Genomic DNA, 21,694 nt, shown 5'->3' with positions numbered 1-21,694 from the left:
GTCAGGCGTCCTGAGCAGCGTTGGTTTTGTGGCTTGCCGGGATTTGGGCCGGCGGCGGATTGGGAATGGTGACGGCGCCCTGGGCGGCCGAGGCGACCGAGGCGCGGTATTTGGCGAAGACACCTCGCGCCGGGCGGACTACGTGGGGCGTAAAGCCCGCCCGGCGCGTCGCCAGATCGACATTGACGTCGATGCGGCGGTTGGTGACGTCGATGGTGATGCGATCACCATCGCGAATGAGGGCGATCGGGCCGCCCACGGCGGCTTCCGGCGAGACGTGCCCGGCGACGAAGCCGTAGCTGGCGCCCGAGAAACGGCCGTCGGTCAGCAGGGCGACGTTGTCGATCTTGCGGCCCTTCAGGGCGGCGGTGACCTGCAGCATCTCACGCATGCCCGGACCGCCCTTGGGTCCTTCGTAGCGGATGATGATCACGTCGCCCTCGCCGACCGATCCGTCTTGAACGGCGTGGAAGGCGTCTTCCTCTGAGTCGAAGACGCAGGCCGGACCTTCGAACGTGTCAACCTTGTGGCCCGTCAGCTTGATGACCGCGCCTTCCGGGGCGACATCGCCATAGATGACGGCGAAGCTGCCGCGATCCATCACAGGGGCGTCGAAGGTGGTCACGACCACCTGACCCGGCGTCTCCTCCGCCTCGGCCGCCTCTGCGAACAGGCTGCGGCCGGTGACGGTGGGGGTGTTCACGATCTTGCCCGCCTCGGCCATCCGCTGGGTGACCAGACGGGTGCCGCCGGCGGCGAACAGGTGCGAGGCCAGGAAGCGGCCGCCCGGCTTCAGATCGCAGATGACCGGCGCCTCGACGCAGGCCTGGTGGCAGTCCTCGACGCCGAACTCGACGCCGGCCTCCGCCGCGATGGCCGTCAGGTGCATGACCGCATTGGTCGACCCGCCCGAGGCCGAGACCGCGACGGCGGCGTTCTTCAGGCTGGCGCGGGTGATGTATTTGCGGGCCGTGTCGCCGGAAAAGACGCGCTCGACGATCAGGCGACCGCAACGCTCGCCCTCGGCGGTTTTGTTCGGATCGACGGCGGGCACGTCGTTGGCGCCCATGGGGCTGATGCCCATGACCGACAGGGCCATGGCCATGGTGTTGGCCGTAAACTGGCCGCCGCAGGCCCCGGCGCCGGGGCAGACGGCCTGTTCGACCGCCTTCAGACCTTCGTCGTCCAGGGCGCCGGCCGAATGGGCGCCGATGGCCTCGAACACTTCCTGGACCGAGACCTCCTTAGTCCCGATCACGCCGGGCATGATGGTGCCGCCGTAATAGACCAGGCCGGGGATATCCATCCGCGCCAGGGCCATGGCCGCCGCCGGGATCGTCTTGTCGCAGCCGACGATGCAGACCACGCCGTCCAGCTGGTGGCCCTCGATGGCCAGTTCGATCGAGTCGGCGACGACCTCGCGGCTGATCAGCGAGGCCTTCATGCCCGCCGTGCCCATCGAGATGCCGTCGGTGACGACGATTGTGTTGAAATCGACCGGATAGCCGCTTGCCGCAATGATCCCGGCCCGCACGTCCTTAGCCAGTCGGTCCAGATGCATGTTGCACGGCGTGACCGTCGACCAGGTGTTGACGATGCCGATCATCGGCTTGTCGAAGTCGGCGTCCTGCATGCCGGCGGCGCGCAGATAAGAGCGGGCGGCCGCCCGGTTCGGGCCAGCCGTCACCGCCGCGCTGCGCGCATTGGGCTTTCTGGGCTGGGAGGTAGAATTTTGCGTCATCGGTCCGGTTCGTTTCGAACCGCCGCGCACTAAAAACCCCGCTTCCTTTCGGAGGCGGGGTGGTGCGAGGCGATCCTGAGTGTGTCTAGGGTCAGGTCGCGTGCATCCACGCCGCTTGCGTAAGCAGGCCGAGAAGTACGAGGGTAATGAGGAATACGGGGCTTTCCAGGCCGACCGGCGCGCGAACGGCTGCGACCGCCTTGGCGGTGCGTCCCTTCGTCATGTCGCGCGTCATCGTGGCCACGGGTGGCTCCCTGTTCTGACGCCAAGAAACCATAGCCGCTGGAGTCGCACAACCCCCGTTGCAATAATTTTGCGCAAGGGATCGAAAAGAACCTCGCTCGGGGTGTTTCTTACCTCAAGCCGACGCAGGCGGTTTTCGAAGCGTAACCGTACATCACATCATGTTACGTGTGCGGGGTTGAAACCAGTCCGCGACCGCTCCATTGAGACGCCAACCTATATCTAGCGCACAACACCCTACCGTTCAGAGGAGCTTCCCATGACCGTTCGCGTCGCCATCAATGGTTTCGGCCGCATTGGCCGTCTGGTTCTTCGCTCGATCATCGAGCATGGCCGCACGGACATCGAGGTAGTGGCGATCAACGATCTGGGTCCGGTCGAGACCAATGCCCACCTGTTCCGCTACGATTCGGTCCACGGCCGCTTCCCCGGCACCGTGACGTCGGGCGAAGACTGGATCGACGTCGGCACGGGCAAGATCAAGGTCACGGCCGAGCGCGATCCCGCCAATCTGCCGCACGCCGAGCTGAAGGTGGACATCGCCTTCGAATGCACCGGCATCTTCACCTCCAAGGACAAGGCCAGCGCCCACCTGAAGGCTGGTGCCAAGCGCGTCCTGGTCTCGGCGCCCGCCGACAACGCCGACAAGACCATCGTCTACAAGGTCAACCACGAGACCCTGACCGCCGACGACATCGTCGTGTCGAACGGCTCGTGCACCACCAACGCCCTGGCCCCGGTGGCCAAGGTGCTGAACGACCTGTTCGGCATCGAGCGCGGCTATATGACCACCATCCACTCCTACACTGGCGACCAGCCGACGCTGGATACGATGCACAAGGACCTGTACCGCGCCCGCGCCGCGGCCCTGTCGATGATCCCGACCTCGACCGGCGCCGCCAAGGCCCTGGGCCTGGTCCTGCCGGAGCTGAAGGGCAAGCTGGACGGTTCGTCGATCCGCGTCCCGACCCCGAACGTCTCGGTCGTGGACCTCAAGGTCGTCGCCGGTCGCGAGGTCACGGTCGAAGAGATCAACGCGGCGCTTCAGGCCGCCGCCGACGGTCCGATGCAGGGCGTCCTGTTCACGACGACCGACCCGCTGGTCTCGCACGACCTGAACCACATCGCCGCCTCCTCCACCGCCGCCCTGCCCCAGACCCAGGTCGTCGACGGCAAGCTGGCCCGCGTGTTGAGCTGGTACGACAACGAGTGGGGCTTCGCGACGCGCATGAGCGACACGGCGTTGCAGATGGCGAAGTTCCTGTAGGATCGCAAAAGTCTCCTCCCCACACCGTGGGGAGGGGGACCACGAAGTGGTGGAGGGGCTCTTTCCATCGCACCGAACTTGGGGCCAAAGCCCCTCCGTCACGGCGCAAGCGCGCCGCGCCACCTCCCCATCGCTTTGCGACAGGGAGGAGACAGGGAAACGATCATGACCTTCCGCACCCTCGACGACGCCAAGAACCTTGCCGGCAAGACGGCTCTGGTCCGCGTGGATTTCAACGTCCCGATGGAGGGCGGCAAGGTCACGGACGACACCCGTCTGCGGGTCGCCCTGCCGACGATCCAGCGCCTGCGCGACGCGGGCGCCAAGGTCGCTCTTCTGGCCCATTTCGACCGCCCCAAGGGCCAGCGCGTTCCGTCGATGAGCCTGAAACCCGTCGTCCAGCCGCTGGAAGAACTGCTCGGCGCCCCCGTCCGCTTCGCCGACGACTGTATCGGTCCCGACGCAGTCGAGGCCATTCGCGATCTAGACGCGGGCGGCGTGGTCCTGCTGGAAAACGTGCGCTTCCATGCGGCGGAAGAGGCCAATGATCCGGTCTTCGCCCAAAAGCTGGCGGATCTCGGCGATCTCTACGTCAACGACGCCTTCTCGGCCGCGCACCGCGCCCACGCCTCGACCGAAGGTGTCGCCCACCACATCCCGGCCTATGCCGGCGAATCCATGCGCCGCGAACTAGACGCGCTCGACGCCGCCTTGGGCAATCCGCAGAAGCCGGTCGTCGGCATCGTGGGCGGCTCCAAGGTCTCGACCAAGCTCGACCTGCTGAAGAACCTGGTCGGCAAGCTGGACACCTTGGCCATCGGCGGCGGCATGGCCAACACCTTCCTTTATGCCCAAGGCGTCGATATCGGCGGCTCGCTGGCCGAAAAGGATATGGCGGACACGGCGCGCGAAATCCTGGCGGAAGCCGAAGCCAAGGGCTGCGACATCCTGCTGCCCGTCGATGTCGTGGTGGCGACCGAGGTCAAGCCCGGCGCCGAGGCCCGCACCGTCAAGACCGGCGAAGCCCTCTCGACTGAAGACAAGATCCTGGACGCCGGCCCCGACACCGTCGCGCGCCTCAACGCCGCGATCGACGGCTCCAAGACCCTGATCTGGAACGGCCCGTTGGGCGTGTTCGAGGTGCCGCCCTTCGACGCCGCCACGGTCGCGGCCGCCAAGCACGTCGCCGAGCGCACCAAGGCCGGCGCGCTGATCGCGGTGGCGGGTGGCGGCGACACGGTCGCGGCCGTCGGTCATGCCGGCGTCGCGGCGGACCTGACCTTCGTCTCCACGGCCGGCGGCGCCTTCCTGGAATGGATGGAGGGCAAGCCCCTGCCCGGCGTCGAGGCCCTGCGCGCCTGAAGGCTCAGCGATGCAGGCGGATCACGCCTGCATCCTGTCTTCGAAATCGGCGCTGAAACGGCTGTAACACGGCGTGACTTCGCGCTGTCCGACGTCTAATCTCTCGCCCAACCAAAAAGACTATTCGGCTCAGGAGACTACCCCATGGCGCGCATCACGCTGCGACAGCTGCTCGACCACGCGGCAGAGAACGATTACGGCCTGCCGGCCTACAACATCAACAATATGGAACAGGGTCTGGCGATCATGGAGGCGGCCCATGAGGTCAATGCCCCCGTCATCATTCAGGCCTCGCGCGGCGCCCGGAACTACGCCAACGACATCGTTCTGGCCAAGCTGATCGACGCCCTGGCCGAGCTCTATCCTCACATCCCGGTCTGTATGCACCAGGATCACGGCAACGGCCCGGCCACCTGCGCCACCGCCATCCAGTACGGCTTCACCTCGGTGATGATGGACGGCTCGCTGGAGGAGGACGCCAAGACGCCTGCCAGCTACGAATACAACGTCGACGTCACCCGTCGCGTCACCGAAATGGCCCACGCCTGCGGCGTCTCGGTCGAGGGTGAACTGGGCGTGCTGGGTTCGCTGGAAACCGGCATGGGCGAGGCCGAGGACGGCCACGGTTTCGAGGGCAAGCTGGACCACTCACAACTGCTGACCGACCCGGATCAGGCCGTCGACTTCGTCGCGGCCACCAAGGTCGACGCCCTGGCAATCGCCATGGGCACCAGCCACGGCGCCTACAAGTTTACGCGTCAGCCGGACGGCGAGGTCCTGGCCATGAACGTGATCGAGGAAATCCACCGCCGCCTGCCCAACACCCACTTGGTGATGCACGGCTCGTCGTCGGTGCCGCAGGATTTGCAGGACATCATCAACCAGTACGGCGGCGAAATGCCCCAGACCTGGGGCGTGCCGGTCGAGGAAATCCAGCGCGGCATCAAGCACGGTGTGCGCAAGGTCAACATCGACACCGACAACCGCATGGCCATCACCGGCGCTATCCGTAAGGCGTTGATGGAGAAGCCGGGCGAGTTCGACCCGCGCTATTATCTGAAGCCTGCCAAGGAGGCGATGAAGAAGCTCTGCATGGAGCGCTACCAGCAGTTCGGCTGCGAGGGTCAGGCCTCCAAGATCCGTCCCCTCTCTACCGCCCAGATGGCCAAACGCTATGCCTCGGGCGACCTCGATCCGTCCTTCCGCGGCGCATCCGTCAAGGCCGCCTAGGACCGACGCCTAGACCGGGTAGCGGCCGCTCAGTTCACGCCGCACCCGGCGAACGTCCCATTCCGCCTGATCCAGCGCGTCGCGTGCCTCCCGGGCATTGCGACGCGCATCGCGGATCTCGCCTCTGACCTCTTGGATGCGGTCACGAATGCGCTCCCGCTCCTCGTCCGTCAGGCCCTCCCCGCGCAGTTCTCGCTCCTTGGCCTCCAGCTTGTCTTCGCGGTTCTCGATCCGGGCCTCAGCGCTGTTCGAGGCGCTTTCCGCCGTTTCGTACGTGTCCTCGACCTCATGCAGCGTTCGGCCGTCACGATAGGCCGGCAGAAACGCCTGCTCCTCCTCGGGCCGACAGACGCCATAATAGGCATTGCCCGCCCGCCCTTCCTCCCAGCCGCGCTGGAAGGTGCAGTAGGTCCGCAAGCCATCCTCACGCGCCGAGCCATAGGCGGCCGAGTTGGGTGCGATCTGAAACTTGGCGCAGGCCTTGGCGTGGTCGTCCAGTCGCGTCATCGGATAGCCCGACGCCCCGTCGGCATAGCCCTTCTCGCCCCAGGCGCCGGCGAGGCATTCGTCCTTGCTCATGGTCGTGCAGCTGCTCAGCAGCGCCGCCGCGGCGAACGCGCCCCCGGCGATCATCAACCGCTTCATCGGATGTCCCCTACGCCCCCAAGCTTGACTATCACCTCACCCGCGCCCCTCGCGCAAGCGGCCGGTCGTGCTAGGGAGACGGCGTGTCCGCCCATGATCTGATCGACGAAGACGAAGACCCCGCGACCGGCGCCCCCGCCGAGGTGCTGGAGGCCCGCATCGACGCGGCCGGCGTTCGCCTGGACAAGGCCCTGGCCGGCGCCTTCCCTACCCTGTCGCGCGCCCGGCTCCAGGCCCTGCTGGCCGAGGGCGCCGTCAGCCGCGATGGCGCGGTCCTGACCGGCGGTTCCGCCAAGGCCCAGCCCGGCCTCTATGCCGTCGCCCTGCCGCCCGTCGCGCCGGCCACGCCCCAGCCCCAGGCCATTCCCCTGACCGTTCTCTACGAGGACGCCGACCTTATCGTCATCGACAAGCCTGCGGGCATGGCCGCCCACCCCGCGCCCGGCACGCCCGACGGCACCCTGGTCAATGCGCTGCTGGCCCATTGCGGCGACAGCCTCTCGGGCATCGGCGGCGTCGCCCGCCCCGGAATCGTTCACCGGCTGGACAAGGACACCTCCGGCGTCATGGTCGCCGCCAAGACCGACCGCGCCCACGCCGGCCTCTCCGCCCTGTTCGCTGCGCACGACATCGAGCGCACCTACATCGCCCTGACACGCGGCGCGCCGTCGCCCGCGACCGGCCGTATCCACACCCGCATCGGGCGCTCCACCGGCGACCGCAAGAAGATGGCGGTCCTCAAGGCCTGCGGTCGCGAGGCCATCACCGACTATGTCGTCCAAGCGACCTTCGGGCAGCCCGCGAAAGCTGGCGGCGCACCCATGGCTGCGCGTGTCGCCTGCACCCTGCACACCGGCCGCACCCATCAGATCCGCGTCCACCTGTCGTCCAAAGGCGCGCCCATCCTTGGCGACGCGACCTATGGCTCAGGCAGTCCAGCCATTCCCGTTCGCACCGCCATCGCAGAAGCGGCCCTCGAGCGTCAGGCCCTCCACGCCGCCGTCCTGGGCTTTGTCCACCCTGTCACGGGCGAGGCGCTTCGCTTCGAGACCGCGCCGCCGTACGACATGCAGCGTCTCGAAACACGGCTCGCCGAACTCTGAACAGCCGTCCGTGTAGGCAGGTCTTGAATAGCAACTGACAAAGTTCTATATAGGACGTCGATCGGCGCGAGTGGCGCCAGGGCCACGGTCACGCTTTCGTGTGACGATCCGCCTCTAAAAATGGCGGCAACCCATCGCTACTTTACCGGTTGAGGGGTGAGACGTCGGCGCACACACCGTGGCCGATGACGAAGAGCCCGCTCGTTCAAGACGGTCGGAGGGACCTGTATATGGCTGCCAATAGTACGCTCGCGGTGATGTCGCCTGAACAAGGCCTGTCGCGCTATCTGACGGAAATCCGCAAATTTCCGATGCTGACCAAGGATGAGGAGTTCATGCTCGCCAAGCGTTGGTCTGAGCACCAGGACCCCGAAGCCGCCCACCGTCTCGTCACCTCGCACCTTCGTCTCGTGGCCAAGATCGCCATGGGGTATCGCGGCTACGGCCTGCCGATCGGCGAAGTCATTTCCGAGGGCAACGTCGGCCTGATGCAGGCCGTCAAGAAATTCGACGCCGATAAGGGCTTCCGCCTGGCGACCTACGCCATGTGGTGGATTCGCGCTTCGATCCAGGAATACATCCTGCGCAGCTGGTCGCTCGTGAAGATGGGCACCACCGCGGCGCAGAAGAAGTTGTTCTTCAACCTGCGCAAGGCCAAGAGCCAGATCTCGGCATTCGAGGAAGGCGATCTGCATCCTGAACACCTCGCCGCCATCGCCACCAAACTGGGCGTGACGGAGGAAGAGGTCACCAACATGAACCGCCGTCTCGGCGGCGACGCCTCGCTTAACGCCCCTTTGCGCGCCGACGGCGAAAGCGAGTGGCAGGACTGGCTGGCCGACGACACGGCCGTGTCTCAGGAAACCCAACTCGCCGACGACGAGGAAAAGGGCATCCGCATGAGCCTCCTGCAAGAGGCCATGGAAGAGCTGACCGACCGTGAGAAGCACATCCTCACGGAACGTCGCCTCAAGGACGATCCGGTCACGCTGGAAGAACTCGCCGGCCAGTATGGCGTCTCGCGCGAGCGCGTGCGTCAGATCGAGGTCCGCGCCTTCGAGAAGCTGCAAAAGGCCATGCGCGCCGCCGCCGAAGAGCGGAACTTGGTCGACGCCTGAGCAACTCGGTTCGCTGCGCCCTCAACGGCGCGGCGAACCGTCGATGGTCACGACGCGCGCGCCACTGGGGCCGTATCGTCGGCCGCTCTCGCAGCCGCCACCACCGTTCCGACGGGCTGGGCCAGTCCGGCCTTCGTCACCTGACCGCTGGCCACATAGGCCTGCAGGGTCGCCACAGCCATCGCCAGTCGGGCGTCCGCCGTCTTGATGGCCAGACCGTTCAGCGTCTCGGCCTGCTGGCGAATGGCGCGCGTCGCCTGCGACGGGTCCTGCTCGAACTGCGACATGGCCGAAACCAGAATCCGCGACGCCTGATCGCGCATTTCAGCGGCGCCGCCTCCGGCCGCGCCATCGCTGCGGCGCTTGCGCGCGCCCGAATATTCACCTGAGTTGAACCGACGACGATCCGGCCCGACATAGCCGACGGCCTCGATCCAGGGTCGCGGCTTCAACGTCACATTCTCGACCCGCTTGAACAGGTCGCCTGTCGTGAACGGCTTTCTCAGGAACTCGTGGATGCCGGCGTCGCGCGCGCCTTTGATCGCCGCGGCGGTTGCCTCGCCCGTCACCATGATGATCGGCGACATGCGGCACGACATGCTGGAGCGCCGAATGCGCCGCGCCAGCGTCTCGCCGTTCAGCCTGTCTCCGGACCGTTCTGTGAAGATCACGCCCGGCTCGACGTCGCGCAGCAGCTCCAGCGCCCGTTCCTCGTCGCCCTCGGAATAGACCTCGCGCGCGCCCATGCCCTTCATGATGTCGGTCAGCAGTCGCGCCGACGACAGATTGGCGTCCACGATGACCACCCGACGAAGCGCAGGCTCCATGCGGCTTATGGTTCTGGCGTTTGCGGCGAACACATCAGACTCCGAGTTTGGAGCCGTTATCCTTACCGCCCACGGGTTAAGACCTGTTGAATAGGTCTTTCTGCGTAGTCCGCCGCCTCACGCCGCCCCCTTCCAAGACCTCAGCCCTGGAACGGATCGCGCATCAGAATGGTGTCGTCGCGCTCTGGGCTCGTCGACAGCAGGGCCACTGGGGCGCCGATCAACTCCTCGATCCGGCGCACATATTTGATAGCGTTGGCGTTGATGTCCTTGAAGCTGCGGACGCCGGCGGTGCTTTCGCTCCAACCTTCCAGCTCTTCGAACACTGGCTCGGCCGCGCCCTGGGCCTTCAGGCTTGAGGGCAGATAGTCCAGCACCTCGCCATCGACCTTGTAGCCGACGCAGATCTTCAGCGTCTTCAACCCGTCCAGCACGTCCAGCTTGGTCAGGGCTATGCCGTCGATGCCGTTGATCGCCACGGACTGGCGCACCAATACGGCGTCGAACCAGCCGCAGCGGCGCGCGCGGCCGGTGTTCACCCCGACCTCGCGGCCCACGGTCGCCAGATGCGCGCCGACTTCATCGTTCAGTTCGCAGGCGAAGGGGCCCTCGCCGACGCGCGTCGTATAGGCCTTCACGATGCCGAGCACATAACCGACGCCGCGCGGCCCGATGCCCGACCCCGCCGCCGCCTGGCCGGCTACGGTGTTGGAGCTGGTGACATAGGGATAGGTGCCGTGATCCACGTCTAGGAAGGCGCCCTGCGCCCCTTCGAACAGCACGCGCTTGCCGTCCTTCTGCGCCTGATCCAGTACGCGCCAGGCCGGTTTCACATAGGGCAGGATCTTCGGCGCGATCTCCAACAGAGACGCCAGCAGCGCATCGGGATCGATCGGCTCCAGCCCCAGACCGGCGCGCAGCGGATCGTGGTGCGAGCGCAAACGGTCGATCTTGACCTTTAGGTCGTCTTCATTGGCCAGATCGCAAACCCGAATGGCGCGACGCCCCACCTTGTCCTCATAGGCCGGACCGATGCCCCGCCCGGTCGTGCCGATCTTGGCGCCCGGCGCGCTGGCCGCCGCCTCGCGCGCCACGTCCAGCGCAGGGTGGATGGGCAGGATCAGACAGGCGTTGTCCGCAATGGTCAGGATTTCAGGACTGATCGCCACGCCTTGGGCGGCGATCTTCTCGATCTCGCCGACCAGATGCCAGGGATCGACGACCACGCCGTTGCCGATGATCGACGGCTTGCCCTGCACGACGCCCGAAGGCAGCAGCGCCAGCTTATAGACCTTGCCGTCCACGACCAGCGTATGGCCCGCGTTGTGACCACCCTGGAACCGCACGACCATGTCGGCGCGGTTGGACAGCCAGTCCACGATCTTGCCCTTGCCCTCGTCGCCCCACTGGGCGCCGACCACCGCTACGTTCGCCAAAACCGTCTCTCCGCACTGGAATGCGGGCGCAGCCTATAGCGAGGGAATCGTCTTATGTCGTCCCGTCAGGCGGATTTATCCGACTTCGCTGACCGCTGTCTCGAACGCCCATTCCAGCCAGGGCGTCGCCGCGATCACATCGGCCGTCTCGACCGTGCAGCCGCACCATAGCCGCAGGCCAGGCGGCGCATTGCGGTGCGGCTCCATATCGAACACGGCCGCTTCGCCTTCCAGCAGGGCCTTGAACCGCATGACGAAGGCCTTTTGCGCCTTGTCGTCCAGCGCGGCGATCCGCGCATCGGTGAACTTGAGGCAGACCGAGGTCGTCGATCGTATCTCCGGCCGATCCGGCAGGAAGGCGATCCAGTCTGTCCGCTCCACCCATTCCGCCAACGCGGCATAGTTGGCGTCTGTCCGCCGGATCAATTCGCTCAACCCGCCGATGTCCTTGGCCCAGCCCAGGGCGTCGATCCAGTCTTCGATGGTCAGGATCGAGAAGGTGTTGATCGCCACCCCGTCCGCCAGCGCCCGATCGAACCGTCCCTTGCCGTCGGTCAGCCGCAGCAGCTTGGGAATCGCCCGATCCGGTCGGTACATATCCAGCCGCTCGACCGCGCGCGACGACAGCACCATCACCCCGATGCCCGCCTCGCCGCCCAGCGCCTTCTGGAAGCTGAAGGTCACCACATCCAGCTTGTCCCACGGCAGCGGCATGGCGAAGGCGGCCGAGGTCGCGTCGCAGATCGCCAGCCCCTCGCGATCGTCGGCAATCCAGTCGGCGTCCGGCACACGCACGCCCGAGGTCGTGCCGTTCCAAGGAAACACCACATCCTTTGACCAGTCGGCCCGGCTCAGATCCGGCAGTTCGCCCCACGGCGCCGTCAGGGCCTCGGGCTCCAGCCCCAGATGATCCTTCACGTCCGCCAGCCAGGTCAGGCCGAAGTTCTCGAACGCCACGACCTGCACCGGCCGCGCGCCCAGCATGCCCCACAGCGCCGCCTCGACCGCACCTGTGTCAGACCCCGGCGTATAAAGCATCACGTGGCTGTCAGGCACTTCCAGCACCTCGCGCGTCAGCCGAAGGCCGTGCGCGAACCGCTCGACCACCTCCGGCGCGCGAATACCGCGTCCCAGCAGATCAGACGGCAATCCACCCAGCGCATAGCCCGGCCGCTTCGCCGTCGGCCCCGCCGAAAACCACGGCCGCGCCGGCTTCACATCAGGCTTCGTGCTCATGCTCTTTTCCTTCGGCGCTACCGCGTTTCGCGCGGCTTGAGCGCGCTCACCGCCCCGGCGTATAGGGCCGCTTGGCCCGCCAATCCTCGGCGAACTGGGTCAGTTCGGCGTCCGGCGCATCGGGCAGCGTCACCATGACCCGAGCCAGCAAATCGCCGCGCCTGCCTTGCGCAAAAGCGCCGCGCCCCTTCAGCCTCAGCACCTTGCCCGAGTTCGATCCCGCCGGCAGCGTCATCTGCACCACGCCCTCGGGCGTCCGCACCCGCACCTTGGCGCCCAGCACCGCATCGGGCACCGACACCGGCAGGTCCATGGTCAGGTCCGCGCCGTCGCGCTTGTAAATGGGGTGCGGTTCGATCCTCAGTTCGATCAGGGCGTCGCCGTTCTCGGCCCCGCGTCCCGGCGATCCCTGACCGCGCAGGCGGATCGTCTGGCCTTCCGACGCGCCCTTGGGAATGGTCACGTCCAGGGTGCGTCCATCCGAAAACTGGATCCGCCGCGTCGCCCCGGCGATGGCGTCTTCCAGACTGATGTCCAGCGTGGCCTTCACGTCCTGGCCGCGCGAGGTGAAGTCCCGCGCGCCGCGCTGACGTCCGGCCCCGCCGAACATGCCGAACAGGTCGTCCAGATCGACGCCTTCAAAGTTGGCCCGGCCGCCCGGCCCGCCGCCTTGTCCGAACGGATTGCCGCCCTGGCCAAACGGGCTGCCGCCGGCGCGACCGCCCCCGCCGAAGCCGCGGTACTGTTCGTTGCCGTCGCCGTCGATCTGGCCCGCGTCGTATTTGGCGCGCTTTTCCTTGTCGCCCAGGATGTCGAAGGCCGCCGTCACCCGTTTGAACTTGTCCTCCGTGATCTTGTCGCCGGGGTTCTTGTCGGGATGAAGCTCCTTGGCGAGCTTGCGATACGCCTTCTTGACCTCGTCCGCGCTCGCGCCCTTCGAAACGCCCAGTTCCTTGTAGGGGTCGCCTGCCACGTCCGTTGTCGCTCCAGCTGAAAAAGGTCGAGAGGCCGTCAGTTAAGCCATGCCCCGCCCCGCGCAAAGGGCTGGACCCGCCCTATTTCGTCAGACCGGCCGGATTTCCGCCTCGACTTCAGCTTCTGGGCCCCAGCCAAACCCCTCCCCCCACTGCGCCACGGCGATCCGCGCCGTCGATGTCACGCCTTCTGGGAAGTCCGCCGCCATGTCGGCCGCAGAATAGGATGCCGACCGCCCCTCGACCTCCATCGTCCGAGCCAAGAGGTCATGATCAAACACGCGCAGCCGGAACCGCATCGGATCGACCGCTGTCGGTTCCCCATCCCAACTGTCGCCGAACAGGCGCACGCTTGGAGTCCATCCAATCTTCAGACCGTCGGCCGACGTCTCGACCAGACCCGCCCGACCCCGTCGATCTCGCCCTCGCAAAGCGCCACGGCGAAACTCAGCGAATAGACATAGTCGACCGTCTTCGGACCGCCCTTGCCCGCCCGGCCCTTGGACTTGCTTTCTAGGAACCGCGCCGCCCAGATCACCTGACCCGTCACCCGCGCCCGTCCAAAGACGCAGGCCATCGGCGCCCCTTCCGCCGTGCCCTGAACCTTCAGTGTCTCCAGCCTGGGCCCCACCTGCCGCGCCGGACCCAGCGAGCCCACCACCCGATTGTCGATCGCCCGCCCAAGGGTCGCGCCGATCACCCGCCCGACCGGCCCGCCAACCGACTGCCCGACCGCGCTCAAAACGACTTGCGCCATCTATGCCTCCAAAAATCCTCCCCCGTTCACGGGGGAGGGGGACCACGAAGTGGTGGAGAGGGCGGCCGCACCTCCGACTTCTGATCCTGCTTCACCAAAATCCGTGCGACTTTCGCCCCCTCCACCCCGCTTCGCGCGGTCCCCCTCCCCCGCTTCGCGGTGGAGGATTGGAAACCGGAACACGGCCGCCAGCCGTCTTCGCCACCAGACGCCCATCCAGCTTTCGACCACCGCCCGTCCCCAATAGGCGTGGATCATCCTCGGCTCACCACGCGGTATGGCGCGATCCAGCCCTCCACCGGCTGGATCTCCACCGCCTCGCCTCGCTCATAGGCCCGCAGGACGAGCATCAGGATCGCCAGCCGCAACGGCGCCGGCGAGGTCGATGTCAGGCTCAATCCCACATCCCCCTCCACCTTCGCCTGCGCCGCCGCGATCAGGGTCTGGATCAAGCCGTCCTCGACCTCGTGCTCGACCCTCAGAAACAGCTTCGCCTCCGCCACCGTCACCGGCTGCGCCATGGCAATCTCCATTGTCAGATTCGGAATTCTCCCTCCCCGCTCCGGGGAGGGTGGTCGCGCAGCGACCGGGTGGGGGCGGCCCGGCAAGGCCGCACGCTTGGTCGATGACCTAACTTCGATCGCCCGGCCGTCCCCACCCGACTTCGGCTGCACCTCAGCCACCCTCCCCCGCAGGGGGAGGGAAAGTCGTCATCACTGCGCGACTAGGTCGCGGCGAACTTCATCACTTTGATCGCGTCGAAGTTTTGCACCCCGCCGCCCACACGCTTGGTCGTGTAGAACAGCACATAGGGCTTGGCCGAATAGGGATCGCGCAGCACCCGCACCCCTGCCCGGTCCACGATCAGATACCCCCGCTGGAAGTCCCCGAACGCGATCGACAGACTGTTCGCCGCCACGTCCGGCATGGTCTCGATCTCGGTCACCGGATAGCCCAGCAGGCTCGCCGTCTCGCCCAACCGCGTCGCCGGCTGCCAGATATAGTTGCCGTCAGCGTCCTTGAACTTGCGCACGGCTGAGACCGTCTTGCGGTTCATCACGAACCGCCCGTTCGGGCGGTACTGGGCCTTGGGTGCGTAGATCAGGTCGATCAGGCGATCCGCCGGACTGGTCGCCGCAAAGCCGCCCGCCGCCCCGGACGCCACATAACCGATCTGACCCCAGGCCTGACCCGCATCCGCCACGGTCGGATAGGACAGCAGCCCCTTGGGCTTGTTCACCCCGTCGCCATTGACGAAGGCCTGGGTTTCCTGCGCCGCAAAGGCGTCCTCGACCTCGGCCGCCAGCCATTCGTCCAGGTCGACCATGGCGTCGTCCAGCAACGCCTGCGTCGCCGCCGGATTGGCGTAGAGATCGGCCGACGGAAACTCCAGCAGGGCCAGGGTCGCCGGGTCCGTCTCGGGCCGCGCGGCGGTCTCCGCCACCCAGCCGCAGGCCACGCCCGCCGTCGAAACCGGCTTTCTGAACACGCCGGCCGCCACGGTGCGCACCGTCGCGATCTCGCGCATCGGACTGGCCGCCATCAGACGCCGCTCGATGGCCCGCTCGGTCTCATACGGCACGACATAGCCGCCCGAGGTCGCCCCGCCCGACAGACCCGCCTTGACCTCCAGACCGCCCGCCAGATGAGGAGACTGACCCGTCTTCAGATAGCCGTCCCACGCCGCCTTCGCCTCGGGCGGAGACGCCGGCTCGGCAGGTTCGCCTCCAATCACCGGCCGACGGCTCTGGCTCATCACCCGATCTAGGCGCGCCTGGGCCGAGGCGACCGCCTGGTCGATACGCGCCACCTTCTCCTCCAGCAGCACATCGGCCGCCGCCTTCTTCTCGATCTCGTCCAGCCGGACGTCGTTCGCCCCTTTGAACGCCTCGAACGCCGCCATCATCTCGCGCACGACATCGCGCGCCTCGGGCTGGCCCGAAGCCTGTTTGGTCTCTTTCATGGTGTCTCCTGCTGAAACGATCCTCCCCCGCGATGCGGGGGAAGGGGGACCGCCGAAGGCGGTGGAGGGGGCGGCCGCGTCTCGACCTTCCCATTTCGCGAGCGGCCGTCATCGACCACCCGAAACCTGTGATTGCGGCGGCTTCTGGCGACCGCTAGGCTCGCCTCATGCCCGCGCCGATCTTCGTCGAAGCCGATCTCTACAGCCCGCTGCTTCATGCAGCCGCGCTGATCCTTTTCGCGATCCTCTTTCCGCCCGGCACGCTTTCAGCAGGGCCGCGACGTGTGGCCCGCTGGCCATGGGCGGCGGCCATCGGCCTTCCGGTCATCGTCTACACGATTGCCGATATCGTCCTGACCGCTCTGCATCGCGGCGCCGAGGCTGAGGGCGAAAGCGGCCTGCCCTACCGCGCGGCGCAGATCGCCATACTCGTCCTGATCCTCGGCATCGTGGTTTTGATGCTGCGTCGCAACGCTGCATCCAAGTCGTCCTAGCGCCCCATGTCCCACCTGACGCCCCTCGAAAGCGCCGTCATGGACGCCATGATCTGGCAGATGGGCGACAGCGTGCCGGACCTGCGCGCCCAGGTCGCCGCCAGTTCGCCGGGCCTGCGTCGCAACACCGGCGCCGGCCTCTATTCCCAGATCGTCGTCGACGCGGACCGCGCGACCGCCAACCCGGACGCCACCGGCCTGTTCGGCACCGTCCATGCCATGGTCGCCGGCCTGCCCGACCCCGTCGGCTTCCAGATCGAGCTGCGCCAAGGCCGGCTGACGGCCCTGCATGGCCAGAGCTATGGCCAGGACACCCGCGCCATCGACTTCTCGACCACCGCCTTCGAAGAGGTCTTCACCGTCGACGAAGCCGGCCGCTCGATCCTGTTCCGTCCCGCCCGGCGCACGCCGGATCCGATCCCGCCCAGGCCAAAACCCGCCCGACCGGCCGCTGCACCCGCCGCCCAGGCCACGCCGCAAAAGCAATCCAAACCCGCGTCCCAACCGGCGTCAAAGTCCTCCGATCACGCCCTGCCGTCCGCCGCCGCCTCGCCGGGCCTGGCCGAGATCATCGCCGGCCTGTCGAACCCCACGGCGTCGCGCGGCGGCCAGCTGGCCCTGGTCTATCTCGGCGCCTATGCGCTGGCGGCCGTCTTCATCCTGTTCGCCAACCTGATGCTGCACGTCGGCTGGATCTTCGGCCTGGTGCTCGCCGGCTGGGCCTTGCGCTATCTCCACGGCAAGAAGGGCCGCGCCCAGATGGCCGCCCTCGCCGAAACCCTCGACCGCAACGGCGCTTTCCAGGCGCTCAAGCCAAACTGAACCGCGCCCCCGGCAGCATGGGAAACGTCACCAGCGACACCTCCCACAGCTCGACCGCGCTCAGCACGCGCAGCCGTCCCTGACGCCGGGCCCGCGCCGTGCGGTAGCCGATCGACAGCCCATCCAGCGCCCCGGCCCGGCTCAACGCCCCGGCGAACCGCGCCTCGGCCGACCAGTCCTCGATCCGGCCGCGCACGAACAGACCGCGCGCATCCTCGACGATCTGCTCCCAGACCCCGACCGGTGCGCGCGCATTGTGCTGGTTCAGCATTCGCACCCCCTCAGCCCCCGTCTTGGCCAGACTGTCCGCAAACGCCCCCGCCTGCACCACGTCCCCGTTCAGATCCGCCACGCCCCACAGCGAGGCGTAGCCTTCGATGGCCAGTGCGCTCATTTCCCCTCCAACCTACGCTCGATCCGTTCCACCGCCGCCGCCGTCGCCTCGCCTTGGACCTCCAGCCGCGCCAGCCGTTCGGCGACCAGCCGCTGCTCCCCGACCCGCTGCTCCAGCGTCGCGATCCGCGCCGCGGCGCCCCCGGCCCAGACCAGGCCGCCCACCGTCTGCACAACGACGGCGATCAGCAGCGCAGTCGGCACGCGTCGAATCTGATGTTCGATCATGCCCCCATCCCCGCCATCCGCCGACGTTCCTCGTCCGTCAGGAAGCTCGCCGCCTCCAGCCGCGCCCACAGGGCGTCACGCTCGGGCTGCAGCGCCGAGACTGCATCCAGGTCCGCCCGGATTTCGCACCCCGCGAACCGCTCGCCCAGCCAGCCCGTCATCGCGCCCCCCGCCTTTCTCACCAGCGGGATCACCGTCTGTCGCCAGAAGGCCGCATTGGCCTCGCGATAGTTGGCGTAGGTCGCATCGCCCGGAATCCCCAGGAGCTGCGGCGGAACCCCGAAGGCCAGGGCGATCTCGCGCGCCGCCGCATGTTTGCCGGCTGTGAAATCCATTTCCGCCGGCGTCAGGCTCAGCGGCTTCCAGTCCATCCCGCCCTCCAGCAGGATCGGCCGCCCGGCGTTGGTCGCCCCTGCATAGACGTTCGACAACTGATCCTTCAGCGCCTCGAACTGCCCGTCCGTCAGCCGCTCGCCGTTCTTCGCCCCATAGACCAGCGCCCCCGACGGCCGCGCGGCATTGTCCAGCAGGGCCTTGTTCCATGCGCCCGCCGCATTGTGCGCATCCACCCCTTGCGCCGCCGCCTCCAGCGGCGACAGCCCGTACCAGTCGTCCAGCGGGTGCCACAGCTTCAGGTGCATCACCGGCGCCCAGCCGTCCGCCGCCCGCCCGATCCGCATCGACCGTCCGTCCACGGAATAATCCCACGCCTCGGGCCAGCCCGACCGGCCCGGAACCACCTTCACCCGATCCGACCGCAGCGCCCACAGCTCGTCCGGCGCCCCGTCCCCGTCCGCATCGCCGGTCGCCTCGACATAGGCGTTGCCCGACACCTGCAGCGCGCCATAGACCGCCTCCATCAGCTCCGCCCCCGACTGCTCGGGATTGGGCCGACGCATCAGTTTCGCCAGCGGATGCGCATCGTCGCGCGCCCCGTCCACGAACACCGCGAACGGCGCAGCCGCCGCCGCCTCGGCGATCATGCGGATGCAGCGATAGGCCACGGCATTCTTCTGATACCCCTCGCGCGCCAGGCTGGCGTAGTCGTTGGGCGTCCACCTGGGCCGCCCCACCCCCGACAAGGCGATCACCCCGCCCGCCCGGCTCTCCTTGCCCTCAGGCGCGCGCACGCGCCCCGCCTGGCCGAACGGCCACCGGATCGAAACCATCGCAATCTCCTCAGATTTCTTGTCCCTTCTCCCAGTGGGAGAAGGTGGCTCGAAGAGCCGGATGAGGGTCGGCCGGCGTGCCAGTCCGCACGAGCGCGACCCTCACCCTTTCGCGTTGACCGATCGCTACGCTCTCGGACGCTCAAGCCCTCTCCCAGCGGGAGAGGGCGTCATCAGCCGCAACAACGGCCGCTCGATCCAGACGTGGACGACAGCCCCCGCCGCCAGACTGGCGAGCACAGTCAGCCCCACCACCGCATCTCCCGGCAGGGCGACCATCCCGCTCTCGAACATCCGCCCCAAGGCCCGTATGACCAGCACATGGACCAGATAGATCGAATAGGACGCATCCCCCATGAAGGCTGCCGCCCGCGCCAGCCGCCCCGGCGCCCGATCCGTCCGCTCCATCCGCACCACGCCGAACACCAGCAGGGCGCTGGGCAACCCCCAGATCAGCACGCGCCTCAACCCGTTCCACGGATCGTTCAGCGCCCGCACATCGTCGATGCCGCCATAGCCAAAGACCAGGCTCAACCCGAACCCGACCAGCGCCAGACCGACCGCCCACAGCGCCAACCCACGCGGCGCGAACCGCCAAACCGAGGCGATCCCGACGCCCAGCAGAAACTCCAGAATGATCGGCGCGCCCCAGAACCTCAGCACCGGCGCCGCCACGACCAATCCGACCGCCAGCATCACTGCATAGGCCCCGACCAGCCCCCAGCCGACCCGCCGGCCGCCCGCCATCGCCCCACCCGCTATGGCCAGGCCGAACCCGACGTAGAACAGCATTTCAAAACACAGGGTCCACCCGGCCCCAGCGCCGGAAACGTCATCTCCAGTCCGCTGAACGGCCAAAACAGGAACGTGGCCGCCGCCACCTCCGGGCTCAGCGTCCCGCCCCGCGCCATGCCAATCAGGATCGGCAGCGACAGCAGCCAATAGATCGGCGCCACCCGCCGAAACCGCCGCCACAAAAACGCGCCGGCCGCCTCGACGCCCGCCTGCCCCCGCGTGGTCGTGGCGATGATGAAGCCGCTGATGACGAAGAACACGTCCACGCCCACGGCGCCGAAGTTCTCCAGCGTCCCGCCGGCCAGCGCCGTCTCCAGCCCCAGCCCCAGCCGCGTCCCGGCCAGATCCACGGCGTGCGTGACGACCACCGCCGTCGCCGCCGCGAACCGCAGCGCCTGCACCCCATAGAACCGCTCCCCCATCCGCCACGGTTACCACCGCGCGAGCGCGCGAGACAACCTCAGATCATCACGCGCGCCCGCACCGCCTCGGCGATTTTCGCCTGGCCCGCCGCATTGGGATGGACGGAATCGAACATCAGGCCGCCAGCGAAACCCCCGCCGAACAGGGCCGTCCCGTCGATGGGCGCCGCCAAGCCCCGGGTCGCCGCCACCTCGAACACCGCGTCCCGCAACGCGGCTTGCGCGGCATAGCTCGCCTTGCCCTGGGCCGGGTCCGACGGACATCCGGTCATCAGCAGCACGTCCCCCGTCGTCAGGCACCGATCCGCCAGCGTCCCCAGCCCGGTCTTGTAGGTCGCGACCGCCGTCCCCGCGTTCCAGTCGTTGATCGTCAGACACACGACCGACAGATCAGGCGCCGCCGCCGGGATAGACCCATAGGCCCGGTACGGCTGGTCCGTCGTGATCCAGTCCGCGATCCGGGCTCCGCCCCATCCCGCGTTGATCACCCGCGTCCGGCGCACATCTGACCGCCACGCAAACCCGCCTGCAATGAACACCGCCCCGCCCGAGGCCCAGCGCACGCTCACCGGCCCGGCGGTCTCGGGAAAGGCCACGGTCGTGACCTCCATCGACGCCGCCTTGGTGGTGCTGACCGTCGCCCGCACTGCGCCGTCCGTCTCGACCGTCAGCACCCCCAGCGCCGTATTGATCACGGCCCACAGGTCGAACCGATCCACCGGCCGGTCCGGCTGAAAGCTCCACACGCCCGTCGACGACGCCGCACCCGAGAACAGCTTGCCGCCCATCCCGGTCAGGGCGTTTACGCCCCACCCGGCGCCCATCGTCACCCGCGGATCATAGGCGGGATAGCCTCCGCTGGCCCCATCCGCCGCCCCCGCGCCCGCCACCGACGCCGCCGAGGCCGGCAGGCCCCGCCCGCTCATCATCCCCGCCAGCCGCTCGGGCCAGGCGCTCGCCCGACCGTTCGGCGTCCAGCCGCCCGAGACCCCGCCATAGCCTTGGGTCACGCTGTCGCCGATGCACAGCAGCCGCGCCTCGCGCCCGCCCGCCTGCATGGTCCTGACCGCCGCCGACCAGACGGGCAGGTCGAGCACGGAGAACCGCGCTCTCCCCAGAACCCCGCCCGGCGCCGCCGTCGCCGCTCCGATCTCGACCCCCGACATCAGTCGAAGGCCGCCACGATCTGCGTCGCCGTCGTGCCGGTCGCCAGCACCCGCCGCACCTGCACCGGCAACCACCCCACCGGATGGTTGGCGAAGGTCACGGCGTCCCCGTCCTCTGCCCCGGCCGTCAGCACACGGACATTGCCCGCCCCGCCGACATACAGCGCCTTGGCGTAGGTCGTCAGATCGGCCGCATCGCTGGGCGTGACCGCCGCCGCGCGCCTCGCCGGCCCGCCCGCGTCGCGCCCATGGTTCAGCAATCCGTCCCGCTCGGGAATGGCCGGCATATCGTCTCTCCTGTCG

The 21,694-nt window shown here is 67.8% G+C and carries 24 protein-coding genes and 1 pseudogene; 7 read left to right on the top strand and 18 right to left on the bottom strand.

Annotated features, from left to right (window positions below; translation table 11 throughout):
- Position 1: 1 nt before the first annotated feature.
- Entirely contained in the window at positions 2-1,741 is a 1,740-nt protein-coding gene (locus E4341_RS05015) for a dihydroxy-acid dehydratase (RefSeq protein ID WP_165115642.1), read from the bottom strand.
- Positions 1,742-1,832: 91 nt separating this feature from the next.
- A complete protein-coding gene (locus E4341_RS05010; RefSeq protein ID WP_156494693.1) occupies positions 1,833-1,985 on the bottom strand; it encodes a hypothetical protein in 153 nt (50 codons plus the stop codon).
- 258 nt (positions 1,986-2,243) lie between these two features.
- Between E4341_RS05010 and gap the strand changes: the two genes are divergently transcribed.
- The 3 genes from gap to fba all read left to right on the top strand — a co-directional run bounded on the left by gap (position 2,244) and on the right by fba (position 5,843).
- Positions 2,244-3,251: a type I glyceraldehyde-3-phosphate dehydrogenase gene (gap, locus tag E4341_RS05005; RefSeq protein ID WP_165115641.1), complete on the top strand. Its 1,008-nt coding sequence runs from the start codon at positions 2,244-2,246 to the stop codon at positions 3,249-3,251.
- Between the two features lie 165 nt (positions 3,252-3,416).
- Complete coding sequence (gene pgk, locus E4341_RS05000) at positions 3,417-4,613, top strand: phosphoglycerate kinase (protein ID WP_165115640.1); 1,197 nt, start codon at positions 3,417-3,419, stop codon at positions 4,611-4,613.
- A 144-nt stretch (positions 4,614-4,757) separates the two neighbouring features.
- Complete coding sequence (gene fba, locus E4341_RS04995) at positions 4,758-5,843, top strand: class II fructose-bisphosphate aldolase (protein ID WP_055803694.1); 1,086 nt, start codon at positions 4,758-4,760, stop codon at positions 5,841-5,843.
- Between the two features lie 9 nt (positions 5,844-5,852).
- On the opposite strand, the gene E4341_RS04990 is transcribed toward fba, so the two are convergent.
- Positions 5,853-6,488: a DUF2799 domain-containing protein gene (locus E4341_RS04990; protein WP_165115639.1), complete on the bottom strand. Its 636-nt coding sequence runs from the start codon at positions 6,486-6,488 to the stop codon at positions 5,853-5,855.
- An 83-nt stretch (positions 6,489-6,571) separates the two neighbouring features.
- Here E4341_RS04990 and E4341_RS04985 point away from each other — a divergent pair, with 83 nt between their 5' ends.
- Positions 6,572-7,591, top strand: a complete 1,020-nt coding sequence (locus E4341_RS04985; protein ID WP_165115638.1) for an RluA family pseudouridine synthase — start codon at positions 6,572-6,574, stop codon at positions 7,589-7,591.
- A 230-nt stretch (positions 7,592-7,821) separates the two neighbouring features.
- Entirely contained in the window at positions 7,822-8,709 is an 888-nt protein-coding gene (gene rpoH, locus E4341_RS04980; protein WP_026108409.1) for an RNA polymerase sigma factor RpoH, read from the top strand.
- 47 nt (positions 8,710-8,756) lie between these two features.
- On the opposite strand, the gene E4341_RS04975 is transcribed toward rpoH, so the two are convergent.
- The 8 genes and pseudogenes from E4341_RS04975 to E4341_RS04940 form a co-directional block, all read right to left on the bottom strand.
- Complete coding sequence (locus tag E4341_RS04975) at positions 8,757-9,569, bottom strand: response regulator (RefSeq protein WP_165115637.1); 813 nt, start codon at positions 9,567-9,569, stop codon at positions 8,757-8,759.
- 107 nt (positions 9,570-9,676) lie between these two features.
- Complete coding sequence (locus E4341_RS04970; protein WP_066552375.1) at positions 9,677-10,972, bottom strand: adenylosuccinate synthase; 1,296 nt, start codon at positions 10,970-10,972, stop codon at positions 9,677-9,679.
- Between the two features lie 75 nt (positions 10,973-11,047).
- Positions 11,048-12,208 (bottom strand): phosphoserine transaminase, encoded by a 1,161-nt coding sequence (locus E4341_RS04965; RefSeq protein WP_165115636.1) that lies wholly within the window; start codon positions 12,206-12,208, stop codon positions 11,048-11,050.
- A gap of 46 nt (positions 12,209-12,254) precedes the next feature.
- Complete coding sequence (locus E4341_RS04960) at positions 12,255-13,181, bottom strand: DnaJ C-terminal domain-containing protein (protein WP_165115635.1); 927 nt, start codon at positions 13,179-13,181, stop codon at positions 12,255-12,257.
- 90 nt (positions 13,182-13,271) lie between these two features.
- Positions 13,272-13,532: a hypothetical protein gene (locus tag E4341_RS04955; RefSeq protein ID WP_165115634.1), complete on the bottom strand. Its 261-nt coding sequence runs from the start codon at positions 13,530-13,532 to the stop codon at positions 13,272-13,274.
- Positions 13,533-13,564: 32 nt separating this feature from the next.
- Positions 13,565-13,939: pseudogene (locus E4341_RS04950) on the bottom strand (hypothetical protein); the annotation flags it as partial.
- A gap of 254 nt (positions 13,940-14,193) precedes the next feature.
- Positions 14,194-14,460, bottom strand: a complete 267-nt coding sequence (locus E4341_RS04945) for a head-tail connector protein (RefSeq protein ID WP_165115632.1) — start codon at positions 14,458-14,460, stop codon at positions 14,194-14,196.
- Positions 14,461-14,663: 203 nt separating this feature from the next.
- On the bottom strand, positions 14,664-15,902 hold the full coding sequence (locus E4341_RS04940; protein ID WP_165115630.1) for a phage major capsid protein: 1,239 nt from the start codon (positions 15,900-15,902) through the stop codon (positions 14,664-14,666).
- Positions 15,903-16,069: 167 nt separating this feature from the next.
- On the opposite strand from E4341_RS04940, the gene E4341_RS04935 reads away from it, so the two are divergent.
- The gene (locus E4341_RS04935; RefSeq protein WP_165115628.1) at positions 16,070-16,396 is read left to right on the top strand and encodes a hypothetical protein; all 327 of its coding nucleotides are present in this window, start codon (positions 16,070-16,072) and stop codon (positions 16,394-16,396) included.
- Positions 16,397-16,402: 6 nt separating this feature from the next.
- The gene (locus tag E4341_RS04930) at positions 16,403-17,218 is read left to right on the top strand and encodes a hypothetical protein (RefSeq protein WP_165115626.1); all 816 of its coding nucleotides are present in this window, start codon (positions 16,403-16,405) and stop codon (positions 17,216-17,218) included.
- On the opposite strand, the gene E4341_RS04925 is transcribed toward E4341_RS04930, so the two are convergent.
- The 7 genes from E4341_RS04925 to E4341_RS04895 form a co-directional block, all read right to left on the bottom strand.
- On the bottom strand, positions 17,205-17,612 hold the full coding sequence (locus E4341_RS04925) for an HK97 family phage prohead protease (protein WP_165115624.1): 408 nt from the start codon (positions 17,610-17,612) through the stop codon (positions 17,205-17,207). The genes E4341_RS04930 and E4341_RS04925 overlap by 14 nt on opposite strands.
- Positions 17,609-17,839, bottom strand: coding sequence for a hypothetical protein (locus E4341_RS04920; protein ID WP_165115622.1), 231 nt, complete (start codon positions 17,837-17,839; stop codon positions 17,609-17,611). The genes E4341_RS04925 and E4341_RS04920 overlap by 4 nt, the downstream gene beginning before the upstream one ends.
- Positions 17,836-19,008, bottom strand: a complete 1,173-nt coding sequence (locus E4341_RS04915; protein WP_165115620.1) for a phage portal protein — start codon at positions 19,006-19,008, stop codon at positions 17,836-17,838. The genes E4341_RS04920 and E4341_RS04915 overlap by 4 nt, the downstream gene beginning before the upstream one ends.
- A 126-nt stretch (positions 19,009-19,134) precedes the next feature.
- The gene (locus E4341_RS15645) at positions 19,135-19,800 is read right to left on the bottom strand and encodes an acyltransferase (protein ID WP_165115618.1); all 666 of its coding nucleotides are present in this window, start codon (positions 19,798-19,800) and stop codon (positions 19,135-19,137) included.
- Positions 19,767-20,225, bottom strand: coding sequence for an acyltransferase (locus E4341_RS15640; RefSeq protein ID WP_165115616.1), 459 nt, complete (start codon positions 20,223-20,225; stop codon positions 19,767-19,769). Before E4341_RS15640 ends, E4341_RS15645 begins: the two co-directional genes overlap by 34 nt.
- 38 nt (positions 20,226-20,263) lie before the next feature.
- Positions 20,264-21,391 (bottom strand): SGNH/GDSL hydrolase family protein, encoded by a 1,128-nt coding sequence (locus tag E4341_RS04900; protein ID WP_165115614.1) that lies wholly within the window; start codon positions 21,389-21,391, stop codon positions 20,264-20,266.
- Positions 21,391-21,678 (bottom strand): hypothetical protein, encoded by a 288-nt coding sequence (locus E4341_RS04895; RefSeq protein WP_165115612.1) that lies wholly within the window; start codon positions 21,676-21,678, stop codon positions 21,391-21,393. Before E4341_RS04895 ends, E4341_RS04900 begins: the two co-directional genes overlap by 1 nt.
- Positions 21,679-21,694 lie beyond the last annotated feature (16 nt).

The organism is Brevundimonas sp. 'scallop' (genome assembly GCF_011045535.1).
Lineage (GTDB): Bacteria > Pseudomonadota > Alphaproteobacteria > Caulobacterales > Caulobacteraceae > Brevundimonas > Brevundimonas vesicularis.
Note: the sequence above shows the minus strand (reverse complement) of the source record. Positions and strands in the feature narration are given on the sequence as shown.